Source organism: Rhizobium sp. SSA_523 (assembly GCF_030435705.1).
Classification (GTDB): Bacteria; Pseudomonadota; Alphaproteobacteria; order Rhizobiales; family Rhizobiaceae; genus Neorhizobium.
This window is the reverse complement of record NZ_CP129382.1, coordinates 2675780-2690889: the sequence shown is the minus strand read 5'-3', so window position 1 is coordinate 2690889 and position 15110 is coordinate 2675780. Positions and strand designations below refer to the sequence as shown.

At 56.5% G+C, this 15110-nt stretch carries 12 protein-coding genes; 6 read left to right on the top strand and 6 right to left on the bottom strand.

The annotated features are described in order from the left end of the window. The first annotated feature begins 153 nt into the window (after window positions 1-153). On the top strand, window positions 154-870 hold the full coding sequence (locus QTJ18_RS21100; protein ID WP_252755198.1) for a cysteine hydrolase family protein: 717 nt from the start codon (window positions 154-156) through the stop codon (window positions 868-870). Window positions 871-946: 76 nt separating this feature from the next. On the opposite strand, the gene QTJ18_RS21095 is transcribed toward QTJ18_RS21100, so the two are convergent. Further along, on the bottom strand, window positions 947-1318 hold the full coding sequence (locus QTJ18_RS21095) for a DUF983 domain-containing protein (protein ID WP_252755199.1): 372 nt from the start codon (window positions 1316-1318) through the stop codon (window positions 947-949). Between the two features lie 225 nt (window positions 1319-1543). Here QTJ18_RS21095 and QTJ18_RS21090 point away from each other — a divergent pair, with 225 nt between their 5' ends. The 4 genes from QTJ18_RS21090 (at window position 1544) to QTJ18_RS21075 (ending at window position 5629) form a co-directional block, all read left to right on the top strand. Further along, the gene (locus QTJ18_RS21090; RefSeq protein ID WP_252755259.1) at window positions 1544-2500 is read left to right on the top strand and encodes an alpha/beta fold hydrolase; all 957 of its coding nucleotides are present in this window, start codon (window positions 1544-1546) and stop codon (window positions 2498-2500) included. A 101-nt stretch (window positions 2501-2601) separates the two neighbouring features. Then, window positions 2602-2979 (top strand): c-type cytochrome, encoded by a 378-nt coding sequence (locus QTJ18_RS21085; protein WP_252755200.1) that lies wholly within the window; start codon window positions 2602-2604, stop codon window positions 2977-2979. Between the two features lie 29 nt (window positions 2980-3008). Further along, entirely contained in the window at window positions 3009-3461 is a 453-nt protein-coding gene (locus QTJ18_RS21080) for a (2Fe-2S)-binding protein (protein WP_252755201.1), read from the top strand. Window positions 3462-3472: 11 nt separating this feature from the next. After that, window positions 3473-5629 carry a xanthine dehydrogenase family protein molybdopterin-binding subunit gene (locus QTJ18_RS21075; RefSeq protein WP_252755260.1) on the top strand — a complete coding sequence of 719 codons (2157 nt, stop codon included), beginning with the start codon at window positions 3473-3475 and terminating at the stop codon, window positions 5627-5629. A 161-nt stretch (window positions 5630-5790) separates the two neighbouring features. Here the strand turns inward: QTJ18_RS21075 and QTJ18_RS21070 are convergent, their stop codons facing one another. Next, on the bottom strand, window positions 5791-6945 hold the full coding sequence (locus QTJ18_RS21070; RefSeq protein ID WP_252755202.1) for an MFS transporter: 1155 nt from the start codon (window positions 6943-6945) through the stop codon (window positions 5791-5793). 400 nt (window positions 6946-7345) lie between these two features. Then, window positions 7346-8212, bottom strand: coding sequence for an aldo/keto reductase (locus QTJ18_RS21065; RefSeq protein ID WP_252755203.1), 867 nt, complete (start codon window positions 8210-8212; stop codon window positions 7346-7348). 171 nt (window positions 8213-8383) lie between these two features. Between QTJ18_RS21065 and tehA the strand changes: the two genes are divergently transcribed. Further along, the gene (gene tehA / locus QTJ18_RS21060; RefSeq protein WP_252755204.1) at window positions 8384-9379 is read left to right on the top strand and encodes a dicarboxylate transporter/tellurite-resistance protein TehA; all 996 of its coding nucleotides are present in this window, start codon (window positions 8384-8386) and stop codon (window positions 9377-9379) included. 594 nt (window positions 9380-9973) lie between these two features. On the opposite strand, the gene QTJ18_RS21055 is transcribed toward tehA, so the two are convergent. The 3 genes from QTJ18_RS21055 to QTJ18_RS21045 are packed head-to-tail and all read right to left on the bottom strand — an operon-like array spanning window position 9974 to window position 14999. Next, entirely contained in the window at window positions 9974-11524 is a 1551-nt protein-coding gene (locus tag QTJ18_RS21055) for a DNA polymerase (RefSeq protein WP_252755205.1), read from the bottom strand. After that, on the bottom strand, window positions 11517-13217 hold the full coding sequence (locus QTJ18_RS21050) for an RNA-directed DNA polymerase (RefSeq protein WP_252755206.1): 1701 nt from the start codon (window positions 13215-13217) through the stop codon (window positions 11517-11519). The genes QTJ18_RS21055 and QTJ18_RS21050 overlap by 8 nt, the downstream gene beginning before the upstream one ends. Before the next feature lie 48 nt (window positions 13218-13265). Then, window positions 13266-14999: an ATP-binding protein gene (locus QTJ18_RS21045; protein ID WP_252755207.1), complete on the bottom strand. Its 1734-nt coding sequence runs from the start codon at window positions 14997-14999 to the stop codon at window positions 13266-13268. Between the last annotated feature and the right edge of the window lie 111 nt (window positions 15000-15110).

Genomic DNA, 15110 nt, shown 5'->3' with positions numbered 1-15110 from the left:
GGCGGTGACGCGAGGCGGATTTGACGATTCTGCCGCAAAGTGCGTTCGACGCCGGGAAATCGCGCCGTAATGTTCGACTGCAGGATGATACAATCCGGGCTGTCTCCGGCACCCCTACCTTCGCGACATCATCCAAGGAAGGGAGACTACGACATGACCAGCGCATCGCTTGCCGCCTATGCCGACCCGGAAAATCCGGCACTGCCGAAGGTGGGAATGGACATCGAACCGGGGCGAACAGCTCTGCTAATCACGGATCCGCAAATTGATTTCCTCAGCCCCAAGGGCGCAGCCTGGAGCGCGTTCGGCGAGAGTATCACCGAACATAACACCGTCGAGAACATTGGTCGGCTCCTGCAGGCGTCCAAGTCGGCAGGCATTGAGGTGGTGATCTCTCCCCACTACTATTACCCTTTCGACCACCGCTGGGACTTTGCCGCGACCGGCGAAACGCTCATGCACAAGCTGCGTATGTTCGATCGTCGGGACCCGCTCTCGCTGGATGGCTTCGATGGTTCCGGCGCCGATTGTATGCCGGAATACAAGGAGTTCATTCAGGACGGGAAAACCATTGTCTGCTCGCCGCACAAGATCGCCGGACCGCAAACCAACGACGTCGTCTTTCAACTGCGCAAGAAGAAGATCGACAAGGTGATCCTGGCCGGCATGGCTGCGAATTTCTGCGTGGAATCCCATCTTCGGGATCTCGTCGAGAAAGGTTTCGAAGTGGCGGTGGTACGGGATGCGACTGCTGGCAGCAAGTTGCCGGAAGGGGATGCCTACCTTGCCGCGCTGGTCAACTTCCGCTGGTTTGCCAACGATCTCTGGACGACCACTGGAGCGGTCGAACGTCTGGCGCGCGCGCAGTAACCTCAGGCAAGCCAAGCGAAGAACCCGGCCGAGACCCCTGCGCCGGGTTCTTCGCATTCTACAATTTCCGCGAAAGTCAGCGCAGCTTACCCTCTTCCGCCTTGTAGAAGTATTGGCTCGCTACCAGCCAGCCCTTCAATGGCCTGAGCGGCGGTATGCAGGTGAGCAGCGTGAACGGACCGGTGACGAACACCTGCACCCAGAGTGACGCCTGAAAGCTCACCTCCAGCCACACGCCAAGGAAGACGCTCGGAATGCAGGCGAAGCAGATGACGAAGAAGGCAGGGCCATCGGCGGGATCGGCAAAGGAATAATCCAGCCCACAGACCTCGCAGGAGGGCCGCAGCGATAGGAAACCAGAAAAAAGATGCCCTTGGCCGCAACGCGGGCAGCGCCCTCGGATGCCTGTCCGCCAGGGCTCGATCGGCGGATAAAAGCTGTCTGGCATCTGTCTCTCCTTGCTCTTGGTCAAGACGAGAAGAATAGGCCGTTCGGCTATCAGAGCCTTGTATCATCGTGCCCAACAGCAGCACTGCTAACCATTGATGACATACGGATCGTCCCGTCTCGCGAAGGGGCGGAAGATACAATCTTGGTCCGGTCCGACGCTTTAGGGTTTGCGCATGCCGTCTCGAGTACGGCCAGACCAACCTCTCAAGTCTACGGAACGACGATGAGCGACGATTTCCAGCTCGAACTTTCGCGAAGGCAGGCGCTGATCGCCGGCGCATCGCTTTCATTCGCAATGGCCACACCGGCCCTGTCTGCCTCCAACACAAAGCTAGAAGGGATTGATCCCATGACCGAAAATTTCATCAGGACGAAGGATGGCGTGAACATCTTCTACAAGGACTGGGGCAAGGGTCAGCCAATCGTGCTTCATCACGGCTGGCCGCTGTCTTCGGACGATTGGGATGCCCAGATGCTGTTCTTTGTCCAGCACGGATTCCGCGTCATCGCACACGACCGTCGTGGACACGGACGATCTCAGCAGGTCAGTGAGGGCCATGACATCGCCCATTATGCCGCCGATGCTGCGGCGCTCACTGAACATCTTAACCTGAAGGACGCCGTTCATATCGGTCATTCCACCGGTGGCGGCGAAGCAGCCGCCTACGTGGCGCGTCATGGCAAGGGGCGGGTTGCCAAGCTCATCATGGTTGCCGCCATCCCGCCGCTGATGCTGAAAACCGCCACCAATCCGAACGGCACGCCGATAGATGTGTTCGACGGCTTCCGTTCAGCGCTCGCGGCCAACCGTGCACAGTTCTACATGGATGTGGCGTCCGGTCCCTTCTACGGGTTCAACCGTCCGAACGCGAAGTTATCCCAGGGCTCCATCCAGAACTGGTGGCGTCAGGGCATGATCGGCAGCGCCAAGGCCCATTACGAAGGCATCAAGGCGTTTTCCGAGACCGACCAGACCGAAGATCTGAAGAAGATCGATGTGCCGACGCTCGTCATGCATGGCGATGACGACCAAGTGGTGCCAATCGCTGCATCCGCTGAGCTTTCCGTCAAGCTGCTCAAGAAGGGCACGCTCAAGGTGTATAAGGGTTACCCCCACGGCATGCTGACAACCAATGCCGATGTGCTCAACGCCGACATGCTGGCCTTCATCAAGTCCTGATCTTCCCGGCAGGCGGGTTTGCCCCACCCGCCTGCCGGTCTTCGACCAATTTGTCCATTGCGCCGGCGCTGCAATCCGGCAGCAAATTCACGAGGTCTGCCATGCGAACGATACTTCGCGGTGCCGCTGCCACGGCGCTTCTCCTGACATTGTCTAACGCGTCGGCCTTTGCCGATGGCAATGCTGAAAACGGCAAGAAACTCTTCACGCGCTGCAGCGCCTGCCATGCGATTACCGACCAGAACAAGGTTGGTCCGGGCCTGCAGAACATTGTCGGTCGCGCTGCAGCTTCCCAGCCGCAGTACAAATACTCTTCGGCCCTTGCCGCCTCCGGCCTCACCTGGGACGAGGGCACTCTCGATGCGTTTCTCAAAGCACCGACGACCATTGTCAAAGGCACGCGCATGAGCCTTGCCGTGCCGAAGGATCAGGATCGCGCCGACATCATCGCCTATCTGAAAACGCTCTCCGCGAACTAACCCGAGGACTTTTCAAGAGGACATTCAGGATGAAAACTCTCGTTATCAATGGCGTTTCGCACCAGGTAGAGGCGCCGGACGACATGCCGCTTCTATGGGTGCTGCGTGATGTTCTGGGCATGACCGGCACGAAATATGGCTGCGGCATCGCGCAATGCGGTGCCTGCACGGTGCATCTGGGCGACGAGGCCGTTCGTGCGTGCCAGACCACGATGGACATGATCGACGGCCAGCCGATCACGACGATCGAAGGTGCCGCCATGAACGCGATCGGTGCCAAGGTACAGGCGGCCTGGTTGGAAAAGGAAGTCGTACAGTGCGACTACTGTCAGTCCGGCCAGATCATGTCGGCCATTGCGCTGCTTTCCGCCAATCCGAAGCCGACCGATGCGGACATCGATGATGCCATGGCAGGCAATATCTGTCGCTGCGGCACCTATGTGCGTATTCGCGAAGCCATCCACGCTGCGGCGTCGGCCTGAAGGAGGCAATGATGATCAACAACCTTCATTCGCGCCGCAGCTTTCTCAAGGGCACTTCCCTTGCAACCGGCGGCATTCTGCTTTCGCTGCAATTGCCGGATGCCGGTCGCACCCGCGCCGCTTTTGCGGCGTCCGGCCCCGCTCCCTTCATTCCAAACGCTTTCGTCAAGATTGATGACCAGGGCGTCACTCTGATCATGCCGCATACCGAGGTGGGGCAGGGCATTTACACTTCCAGCGCCATGATGATGGCGGAGGAACTGGAACTCGATCTCGACCAGGTGAAAGTCGAAGCGGCGCCTCCAGACATGTCCAAATACATGGACCCGAATCTCTATGATCAGGCCACTGGCGGCTCGATGTCGACCCGTTCGGACTGGATGCGCCTGCGCCAGGCTGCTGCGGCCGCCCGGATCATGATGGTTTCGGCGGCAGCCGCCCGCTGGAAAGTCGATCCGTCGACGCTCACGGTGGAACGCGGCATCATTCACAACCCATTAACCAAGGCACAGTTCACTTTTGCCGAGATCGCTCCTGAGGCCGCGACACAGGCAGTACCGACGGACATCAAGCTCAAGGAGCCTTCCGAGTTTCGCCTGATCGGCACCCGCGCCAGGCGCGTGGATACGGCCACGAAGGTGAACGGTGCCGCCATCTATGGCATCGATATCCGCCGGCCGGGAATGAAGTTTGCAACGCTTGCCATGTCCCCCGTCAAAGGCGGTACGATCGCGTCGATGGATGAGAAGGCAGGGCGGGCGATACCCGGGGTGGTTGATATCGTGCGGTCCGGTAATGATGCCATCGCCGTGATTGCCGAGCATATGTGGGCGGCGAAACAGGGGCTTGATGCGCTTGCTATCACTTGGGACAACGGCCCCAATGGAACAGTGACATTGGAGAGCATCGTCGCCAAGATGGATGAGGCGTCCAAGGTGCAGGGCGTAGTCATTCGCAACGAGAAGAGTGCAGAAGCGGCGATTGAAAAGGCGAAGACGAAGCTTTCGGCCATTTATCAATCACCCTTCCTGTCCCACGCTCCCCTGGAGCCACTGAATTGCACGTTGCACATCCGTGCCGATGGCGCAGAGCTTTGGGTCGGCACTCAGGTGCCGGTGCGGGCGCAGAAAGCCGTCGCCGATGCCATCGGGCTTGCGCCGGAGAAGGTGGTTGTCCACAATCAGTTGATGGGCGGTGCCTTCGGCCGCAGGCTTGATGTCGACAGCATCGAGATCGCTGCAAAGCTGCTCAAGGATATCCGCTACCCGGTTAAGATGGTCTGGACCCGTGAACAGGACATGACCCACGATTATTACCGGCCCTATTATTACGATCGTGTGGCGGCCGGTTTAGACGATAGCGGCAAGCTCGCGGGCCGCACGCACCGTGTCACCGGTTCTTCCATCTACGCGCGTTGGGCGGCGGCTGCCTTCAAAAATGGGATCGATCCCGATGCCGTGGATTGCGCGGCCGAAACACCCTATGACGAAGATGCGGTTCTCGCCGATTACGTCCGCCAAGAGCCGGATGGAATGAACACGAGTTGGTGGCGTGGCGTCGGTCCGACACACAATGTCTTCGTCATCGAGAGTTTCGTTGATGAGATGGCAAACGCCACTCGCCAAGACCCGCTGGAGTTTCGCCGACGGATGTTGGGCCGTAATCCACGGGCGCTTGCCGTTTTGAACCTCGCTGCGGAAAAGGCCGGCTGGGGTCAAAAATTGCCCAAAGGTCGCGGTCAGGGTATCAGCCTGCAATTCGCTTTCGGCAGCTATCTCGCTCATATCCTCGAAATCGACGTCGCGGCCGATGGCTCGATTGGTCTCATCCGGTCGGTGATTGCGGTAGATTGCGGCATCACGATCAACCCGGACACGGTTCTCGCCCAGATGCAGGGTGGCATTATCTTCGGCCTGAGTGCTGCCATGTTCAATCGTATCACGCTGACGGATGGCGCTGTGGATCAGACCAATTTCGATACCTACCGTGTCATGCGCATCAATGAAGTACCGAAGGTCGAGGTCTACCAGATCCACAACAACGAGGCACCCGGTGGTGTCGGTGAAGCCGCCACGGCGGCAGCCGCCGGCGCTCTGGCTAACGCCATCTTTGCCGCAACCGGGAAACGGTTTCGCAGCCTGCCTCTGGCGGATGCCATGGGCGCCTGAGCGATAAAAGATCGAAAGGGTCGCCATGGAAACGTGGCGGCCCCTTCATTTGCCCCGTACGGGGTCGCCGCAGATCACCAGAGCCCTGAAAAGGAGATGGAGCCAGAGAGGGCGTCTCTGGCTCCATTCTGTTATCCACGGCGCAAACCCTGGGTCTGTCCTTATGCCTTGCGGATATGATTGCGATCCAGTCCGATCGAAATCACCTCCGAAATGGCCGCAATGGCGCCGATGCCCCAGACCGTTCCCGTGCCGATGACGCCGGCACCCATGGCAGAGCCGATGGAAAAGCCGAGATACATGGTGGAGGTATTGAGCGCCAAGGCCACCGATGCCTGCGACACTGGCCCCGCCGCGATCAGGCGTGCCATCTGGGCGGGAAAGAAGGACCAGACGCTGAAACCCCAGACGGCGATTGCCGCAAGCACCGGCACCAGCGCCAAGGAGGGCGCCAACCGCGTGGCAAGGGAAAGCGTGGCAAAGGATGCCCCCAGCAGAACGAGAGACCAAAACACCACCCGGTTTGACCCGAAGCTGTCATTCAAGCGTCCGCCGACCGTGACGCCGATGGCTGCTGCAATGCCCCACATGGAAACGGTCGCGCCAATTCCGGACGATCCAAAATCCAGAACCTCCGTCAGATAGGGAGCAACGTAGGGATAGGCCGTATAGGCGCCGATGGACCAGAAGAGCGTGACCCCAAGAAGGCGCAGCACCGGCCGTTGTCTTATCACGCCGACCCGTTCGGACAGCGAGGCAACCGCAATCTGTAAGCCCGCATCGCGGCGTACCCCGGAGAGAATGCCGAGGATCGCGACGATCCCCATCAGGGCCACCGCCAGAAATGTTGAACGCCAGCCGAAGGTGTGGCCGACCACGGCACCCAGCGGCAGGCCGAGTGCAATTGCGATCGTCATGCCACCGCTGACGATCGCAAGTGCACGCCCACGCTTTTCCGGAGAAACGATGACACCGGCAAGCGAATTGGCACCCGGAACATAAAGCCCCGAGGCAATGGCCATCAGGATGCGGGCCAACATCAGCGTGGCGAAGGAGGATGAAAAAGCCGCAACGAGGTTACCCGCCGTAAACAGCGTCATGGCGACCAGCAGGGTGCTCCGACGCTTCAGGCTTGCGGTCATAACCGTGGTAATCGGCGAGCTGATCGACATCACCAGCGTGAAGACGACAACGAGAGTCGCGGTGGCCGACAGGCTCATACCGAGATCCTGCGCAATGGTCGGCAGAAGTGGGGCGATCATGAAGCCTTCGGTGCCGATGGCAAACGTGCCAAGCGCCAGGAAGTAAGGCGGCAAAAGCGAGCGGCTCTCTACGGCGGTCCCGCTTGACCTGATCGGGGTGGTTAAAGGGGTATCATTGGGAGACATGGAGTCAAACTTTTTTGCCTGCAAAGCCGTCGATCAAGACGGTTGCAGCCGTTTCAAACGGGAAGGAGAGGGGGTGGCTTGGGCGAGAGAAGGCGAACCTGTCGAAACGCCCTTATGTTATTCGATAGCGGTGCATGATCTTCGTTCCTCAATGGAGAGCCTCAGCCTAGGTCCGCTGCGGCTGGCTTGATAGGAAGATCAGGGCGCAAAAAGGAAAGCGCACGGTGCCGATCCGGCTGTTCGAACCGACAGCAACATGCCGCAGGCTATGCCTGCGACAGGACCTTGCGATGTCACGGAAGAGACTGCCGGAGGGCGTGCCGCCACGTCATTCCTGACGACCGGCCTCGTCAAGCTGACTGAACTCGTCATCGGTCAGTTCGACACCGGCCGCCGCCACATTCTCTTCCAGATGCGATACCTGGGATGTGCCCGGGATGGGCAGAATGACGGGACTGCGCTTCAGCGTCCAGGCCAGGGCGATCTGGCTGGCGGATACACCTTTCTGATTGGCCAACTGAGAAAGGATCGATCCCGGTTTGGTCAGTTGTCCGGCAGCCAGCGGATACCAGGGAATGAAGCCGATGCCATTTGCCGCGCAGTAATCCAGCACGTCTTCGCTGCCACGATCGGCAAGATTGAAACGGTTCTGTACGGTGGCGACAGGAAAGACCTCTCGCGCGGCCTCGATGTCCTCGATGGTGACCTCGCTGAGGCCTGCATGGCGGATGATGCCCGCCGACTGTAACTGACGGATGGCATCGAACTGTTCGTCTCGCGGCACGCGCGGATCAATGCGGTGCAGTTGCCAGAGGCCGATCTGCTCGACCCCTAGCTTCCACGCGCTGCGATAGGCTTCCTGGATGAGATACTCTGGGCGCCCCAGAGGATGCCAAGCATCTGGCCCCGTCCGAACGAGTCCTGCCTTGGTTACGATCACCAGCCCATCATAAGGGTACAGAGCTTCGCGGATCAGTTGCTCCGAGATGTCAGGGCCATAGGAATTGGCCGTATCGATGAAATTGACACTAAGTTCCGGCAATCGACGCAGGGTCTCCAGCGCGCCGGCGCGGTTTGCGGGCTCTCCCCAGATGCCGCGCCCGGTGATGCGCATGGCACCATAACCCAAGCGATTGACCTCAAGGTCACCACCGATCCTGAACGTTCCCGACTGCTTAGCATTTGCGTTCGACATTTCATCCTCCTGCGGCAAGCGTCCGGTCTCGATAAAGCTATGTCCGATCGACGGATTGTCGAATCCGCTCCTTGGGATGACGGGTGCTGCGCGGATCGCCGAAGGGCACGATCGTCCAATCATGGAACGTCCGGTTCGGCTAATGCCTCTCGAAAGTCCTGGAGAGCAGCCGTGAACCTGATCCCATCCACCGACGCGAAGCCGCCTGATGAGCCCGCCACGATCGCCATCCCCGTTATTCCGGCCGCCGCCTTCGGCATCGTCCTCGGATTGGGTGGCATGGCAAATGCCTGGCGTGCAGCGGAGCATCTCTGGCATGTTCCCGCGCTCGCGGGACAATCGATCGCCCTGTTCGCGATCGCAGTCTGGATTCTGCTACTGATCGGCTATGCTTGGAAATGGTTCTACCTGCGCCAGAAGGCACTGTCTGAAATTGAACACCCGGTCCACTGCTGTTTTGTAGGTCTGATCGGCGTCTCGACGATGCTGGTAGCGGCGCTTTGCCTGCCATACTCCAGCAATGTCGCCCATTTGCTTTTCTGGTTTGGCGCAGTGTGGACGGTGCTCTTTGCGGTGTGGCGTACTGGTGGCCTGTGGGCGGGTGGGCGCGAGCCGACCGCAACAACGGCGGTTCTTTATCTGCCGACCGTTGCGGGCTCCTATGTCGTTGCCATCGCAGGTGCGCCACTGGGTTATTCTGACATCGCCCAACTGGCGTTCGGTGCGGGGTTCTTTTCCTGGCTCGCGATTGAATCGGTGCTTCTGAACCGCCTGCTGACGGCGCCAAGCCTTGCGGAGCCGTTGCGCCCGACGATCGGTATTCAGCTCGCCCCTCCGGCGGTGGGCGCCGTTGCCTATCTCAGCGCGACTTCGGGGGCGCCCGACATGCTGGCTCATGCCATGCTCGGTTACGCGCTTTTGCAACTGCTGCTGATGATCAGAACACTGCCATGGGTCATGCACCAGCCCTTCACCGCAGCCTACTGGGCCTATTCTTTCGGCCTGACGGCGCTGGCGACAGCAATGATCCGCATGGCCGATCGAGGTGACGCGGGCATTGTCGCTGACCTAGCCTTTCCGATCTTCGTCTCCGTCAACCTAGCGATTGCGCTTCTTGTTGTGATGAGTCTGAGTGCTTTCGTTAGAGGCAAGCTTTTTCCGACCTGACGTCTGAACGATTGAAGAGGATGTCGCCGGAGCCGCCATCGAAACAAGAATCGACTATAAAATTAGCCGATCTAGCCCGCTATTATGGAAGATTTTGCTTTTGTTCTGGCTTTAGGAGCTAGAATTATTTTTCGTAAATTTGTCACAATCTGCCATGTTAATCTCATCCATGATATATTGTTTTCCTCGTGCGTTTTTAATGACTGTAGGTCCAGGAGATCTTCTGGTCAGAAGACGAACTTGTTGGAGGCGAAGGTGGTCGTCTCCACGGCCGCTTTGCGGGTATCACATCATTTATTTCAGATCGGAGTCAGCAGATTAAACAAAACTCTACGCTCAGCGCTTGGCGGCATGGGTTATGCCGGAAATAATTTCCGCAATGGGGCCGGGAACGGACCGGCGGGTTTTGGCACCAAAGCGGGCCAAGCCGACGCTCTGCACCAAGGCACGCCCGGCCGTCTCCGGCCGACGGCAGCCTCAAGCACGCGATGCAAACAACATCTGCATCGCGCCCATGGCGACAGCCACCATAACCTTGCCCACTGCTCTCAAAAGCGGACACCTCCGCGAGGCCAACTTGGGGTTGGTGCCCGTTCAGTCGGTTGCGAAACTGCCAACAGAAGCCTTGCCTCTCACCACGCCTCCCAGTGTTGTCGTCATCGCGTTTTCAAAAGCCATCACGACTTCCCTGGGCTTATCTGCCGACCTATGCTCGAAGAGTAGCGCGTCGTGCATTGGAAGGACGATGATGACGTCATCCAATTCGCCAACGTCTAGCAGTGCCCTCTTGAAGATAAGGGATGCGGTCCCCTGAACGACTTGGCTGACAGCAGATCGTTGTTCTTTAGCTGTCAGCGGACCGCCGCGCTCGCGTAGATAATGGTTGCCGAGCAAGGTCGCTACACGTCCATTGGCTTGGAAATCGGCCCAGACCGACCTCTTCCAGGACTCGTACTGCGCGAATAGTCCGAAAGCAGTCTTGGCTCGAGGCCGATCTACGCCAAGCGAAACCGCTGCGTCGATCAGCGCCTTCTTGCTCATCCCATAGGCGTAGGACAGAAAGAGCTGCTTGGCAGCCTTCCTGTTCCCTGAGAGCCCGAGATGCGTGGTAGCGAAAAGGTCATACATATCACCTGCGGCGTAGAGCTTCATCAGCTCGCAATCCTTTGAGAGCGCCGCCATGATCCCGACCTCGTACTGGTCGAAGTCCACGTAGCTCAACTGATAGCCCTCGCGCGCGGCGATGATGCCGCGATACTTCTTTGAAATATTCTGTAGACTGGGGCTGCGCAAATGGATGCGCGAGGTGCGGGAACCAAATACATCCAACACCGGCCGCATGATGGTGGTCGACAGGGTAAGCGACCCCAGCACGCGCCGTGCGGCGTCCGCCGCCTGCAAGGCTATGGTGTCGCTCCCAAAGTCCCGTTGGTGCGGTACGTACTCGAGGAGATATTCAATAGAAACATCGTCCAGTTCGAACCCATCCGAACGCAGCTTTTCCTCCAACGCCGATCTGCTCGGATTTTCCAGCGGCATGTCGTGCTTCGCAGAGTAATCCTTGAGGCATATGAAGTAGTCGTGTTCCGCCTCGGCGCGCATCTGCGACAATCGTTGCCTGTTGATAAAGATACCAACGGCCATCGCGCTTTGAAGGAGCCGGTAGACTGGTACTTCAATGGTAAAGAAGCGTTCCGCTTCGCCTGCAACCTTCGCGCGTTCAAGTAAGGCAAGATACATTTGTTCAAGCGCCGCCGCTGCCTTGGACGCAATTTCTGCGTCGAACGGTATCCCCTTATTGAACATCCGCTTGTAAGCGGAGCATACCTCCTGCTCGGCACCATACTGTTCAAAAACAGCGGTTACGTCTTGCTTCTCGCGTGTCAGACGGTCTTCAGGGTTTCCACTGGTGGATATTCGGAATTCGTCTAGGTCAACGACAGTACTTGGGACCGCTCCTGTCTTATCGAAAAGCGCATCACGTATCATCCAGAAATCATGACAGACTATGGCGCCGGAGAATTTGACGACGTCCTGCGCGTGAGTTTCGAGCAGCCTTCCGTCTTCGAACCAGTAGAAACAGTCTGCGCCCCGCCCAGTAAAGTCTTTCATGAAGAGGAGCAGTTTCCAAGGTTGGTCAATCATACTCACTGACCTCGTTGACAAGGTTCAGCAGATCGGGCGCCTCCCGTTTTGCAAAGGGAAGACCGTCCTCGCTAGTGTGGCGCTCGGCCCTTGGCCCTGTGCCTTTGAGGTAGATCGGCACATGGCCGTGTAGAGGCTTGAGGTCCTCTTTGTGAAGCACCGAGGAAGCGATCAAGAGGTAGCGGGCGTTCTGATATGGCAGTTCGTTGAACTTTTCGATACAGCCGCGGATAAGTTCCGTCTCATTGACACACCGCAGCCAGATTAAAATGGCAGCGGCCTCGCCGGTCCTAATGTCCTCGAGGAGCTTCCTAGCCGCGAGGTCAACCAATCTATCCGATCGGTGTCTCCTCGATCCAAGCAGCATCCAAATATTGTAGTTCTGCCAATCGTGGATGGCTCGTTCGTCCGCCAGCAGAAACTCCTCCAGAGCTGGAAGGCACTGGCCGTCTCGGTCAAGCGTTGAAATAAGCCGACAGTATTGATCTGTGGATACAGCATGTTCCGAAAGCGATCGGGAAAGCGTATCGAGCAGCGTAGCTGATAGTGCGTCGCCGACGTCGAAGAGACCAGACTCCACAATCTGGGCCACGCGGTTCACCGCGAAGCGGAACTGTCGCGTCTGAGTGTCCCCAGCTTCGATGCAACTGTTCAGGATACCGAATATGTATTCGACAGATCGGGTCACAATTCTGCGGCTCCGAGATTGCCACATCTGATTAATGGCGGTGGTCGCGCTGTCTTGCGAAGGGAAATAGGCCACCAACTTCTCTTGTGGAACGTCAGGCGGCAATATCTCGGTCTTGCTAGCGTTGATGTTCAAGCCGACTTTCCGTAACTCCCTGATAATGTCCTGAAGTGCGCGGCGCGCGTGGATCTCTGAGTCAGCCAAAACGCGAATGTCATCCACGTATCTGTAATAATCGTAACCCTTCTTGGCCATTTCGCAGTCAACGGATGAGAGCAGGATGTTGGAAAGGAAAGAAGATGCGTCCCGGTTCTGTGGTAGGCCATGGTCGCGGCTGAACGTCCATTGTCCCAGAAGCCTGTCTAATGTACTGATAGCATTGCGAATATGGAGCTTCTCAGGGCCGGTCGCTACGATCTCTGGGATAGCCCTCTCCAAGGCTGCGATAATTTGTGCTCGCGAAATGTTCTCGAAAAAGTTGCTAAGATCGGTCACCAGCAGGTGCCGGTTCGAGCGGGCGAATGTCAGAGTTACGCCCTCAAATGTGAACCATCGGTCGATCTTATTCTTGAACAAGTATTTGGAGCTCTGCGGCGCAGGATCGTAGCGGTAGCTGAGCACTCGGTGGCTCAGCAGACTGTCATAGTAGGGGATAAGGAATGTGCAGATCGCCTGATAGACGAAACGATCAAAGAAGTCGGTCTCAAGACCGTAACGTTCTCCATAACCCTTCTTAGGAATGTTACGCACAACGCTGCGCGTGCCCAAGTACACACCGTTCCATTCCTGCAGCAGGGACAGAACGATGTGTTTGGCCTCGTCCGGATTCTTGAATAGGTCGTCATATTGCAGACAGTCGAAGTACCAGTCGTCCCTCATGTCCTGCCGCAGATGCTTGAGCACGAGGTCAAACTGGATAGGAAAGCCCAAAGCTTGCCCTTTTTCCCAAAATGCAGCACTCAGGCTATATTCGGGGTCATCACCTTTTTGACTGTAATCTGACATGAAAGGTATTTCTCTTTCGGAGGCAAAATCTCACATCCTTGTCCAGTTCTACCAGTTGATCGCTTGCTTCATCATGCTTTGAAGCCCTAAATTTCTGAGTTTAAGAGCGATGGTAGAAGACTGATCGATTGCGCCCTTTCGATGCAGGGCGTCGTTGTACACCACTCCTAGCAGAAGGCATGCTTCCGGGACGAGAATACCTATAGACTCTGCAAACTCTAGTTTGTTTGCAGTGCCATTACACTCGAGCAGAAACCTCTCTCGCTCCGGTTGATTCTGGATTTTAGAGTAAGTGCATCGCTCGATCTGCACTCGGACATAGGCACAAACTGCGAAAGGATCGTAGCTTCCGCCGCCAGCAACACACTTGTCCCATTCTTCCTTCAAAAACGCGTAGAAGCCGTGACTTTTGCCGTGTTTCTTGGGTATTCCGTATGTGGAGTTGAATATCTCCGAGATATCACAGTCATCGGGATGATAATGAAGGAAGTGTCGAGAAAGGTCTGCCGCCCAACATGTATCGTCTCGGTGCACGATGACCTTCCGCATAGTTTCACTAATTTTCTGCGTGGTGTCTCCAAGGTATACGGTCTGCTGGCGCTTAAGCGCGTAGCCTTTGAAATACACCGGGTCTAAGTGGGTCAGTAGACAAATGTAAATCTGCCTACCCTCTGCTCGATACGTGTCGATTAACTTGCTCATAAAATATTGAGCAACAACGATGTTCGCGTCATCAAGATAATCGAAGACTTCATCTATCAACAGGATGCAGGGTCTCGTGCTAGTTGTCTCGCGCGTTCGTAGCAAATTGCAGCCGAAGTACAGAAGATCGCGCTGCCCATTTGAGAGCGATGAGGCGTCGGGGAAAGCGACTAGGACGCGACCTTTGGTTTCTTTTATTTCAGCAGTTACCCAAGCTCCATTTATGTCTCCGATGAAATCTTTCAAAGATTTGAGGCGTCGGGAATAGACGGCGTACTGCAACCATTTCTTCAGGTTTGGCCTGTCGGACCCGCTCAGGTCCTTCAGTATGTAGCATATGATGGCGCTATCAAGCCAAGTGTTCCCTTGCCCGTGCTTCATCACCAGATCAAAGACCGCCTTGAGATACGGCAGTTCATCAAATTTCCGAGCGTATTCGGCTGCGACCTTGTCGCTAATTGATGCTTTTGTTCCCTCTAGACCCTTTACCATCTCGATCATTTCTTCGAACAGGTCAGAAGATTTTTTTTGCTTAAGCTTGTCAATAGAGGTGATCACGCTAAGTAATTCGCTTCTGAGAAGCTCGTCGTCGCAACGGGTAGATAGATTAGGGACAACTTTTGAATTATCCCCGAATAACGGCTTGTAATTATTTATATCAAAATTTATTTTTTCTTTTTCAAACATAGGCCCAAGGTCAAGTGACGGAATCTCTAGGTACGGCTTAGCAATTGTGACGCCATTTATTTTTGGAAGTTTAGCTTTCGGTTCGATGTTTGACTTAATGACATGAATATCGAATTCGCCGGATATTTCATTCAAGTTTGAATTTGCATGCAGCGTCTTCCCGTCGCACTCAATGGAAAGACGTGATACCGCCGCATCTTTTTTCTTATGCTTGTCTTTTTCGTCAATATTGAGCTTGCTGCCTCTAGCGCAGTTAAACGCAGTAGATATGCTGCTCTTGCCAAAGCCATTTGGGGCAACAAGGATGTTAGTGCAATTTGGGCGAAGATTGACCGTCAAACTCACCTTTTCGAAACCGCGAATATTTTCGATGTGAATTTTGGAGATCGTCATACCTCACCCCCCGAATCGTCGCCAATGTAGTTATTCGAGCTTAAGGCGAACTTCCACGCTTCAGCAAGCGAAAGGCGTACTGCCAGTGTTTACGGAGCAGCCCGTCGCAAG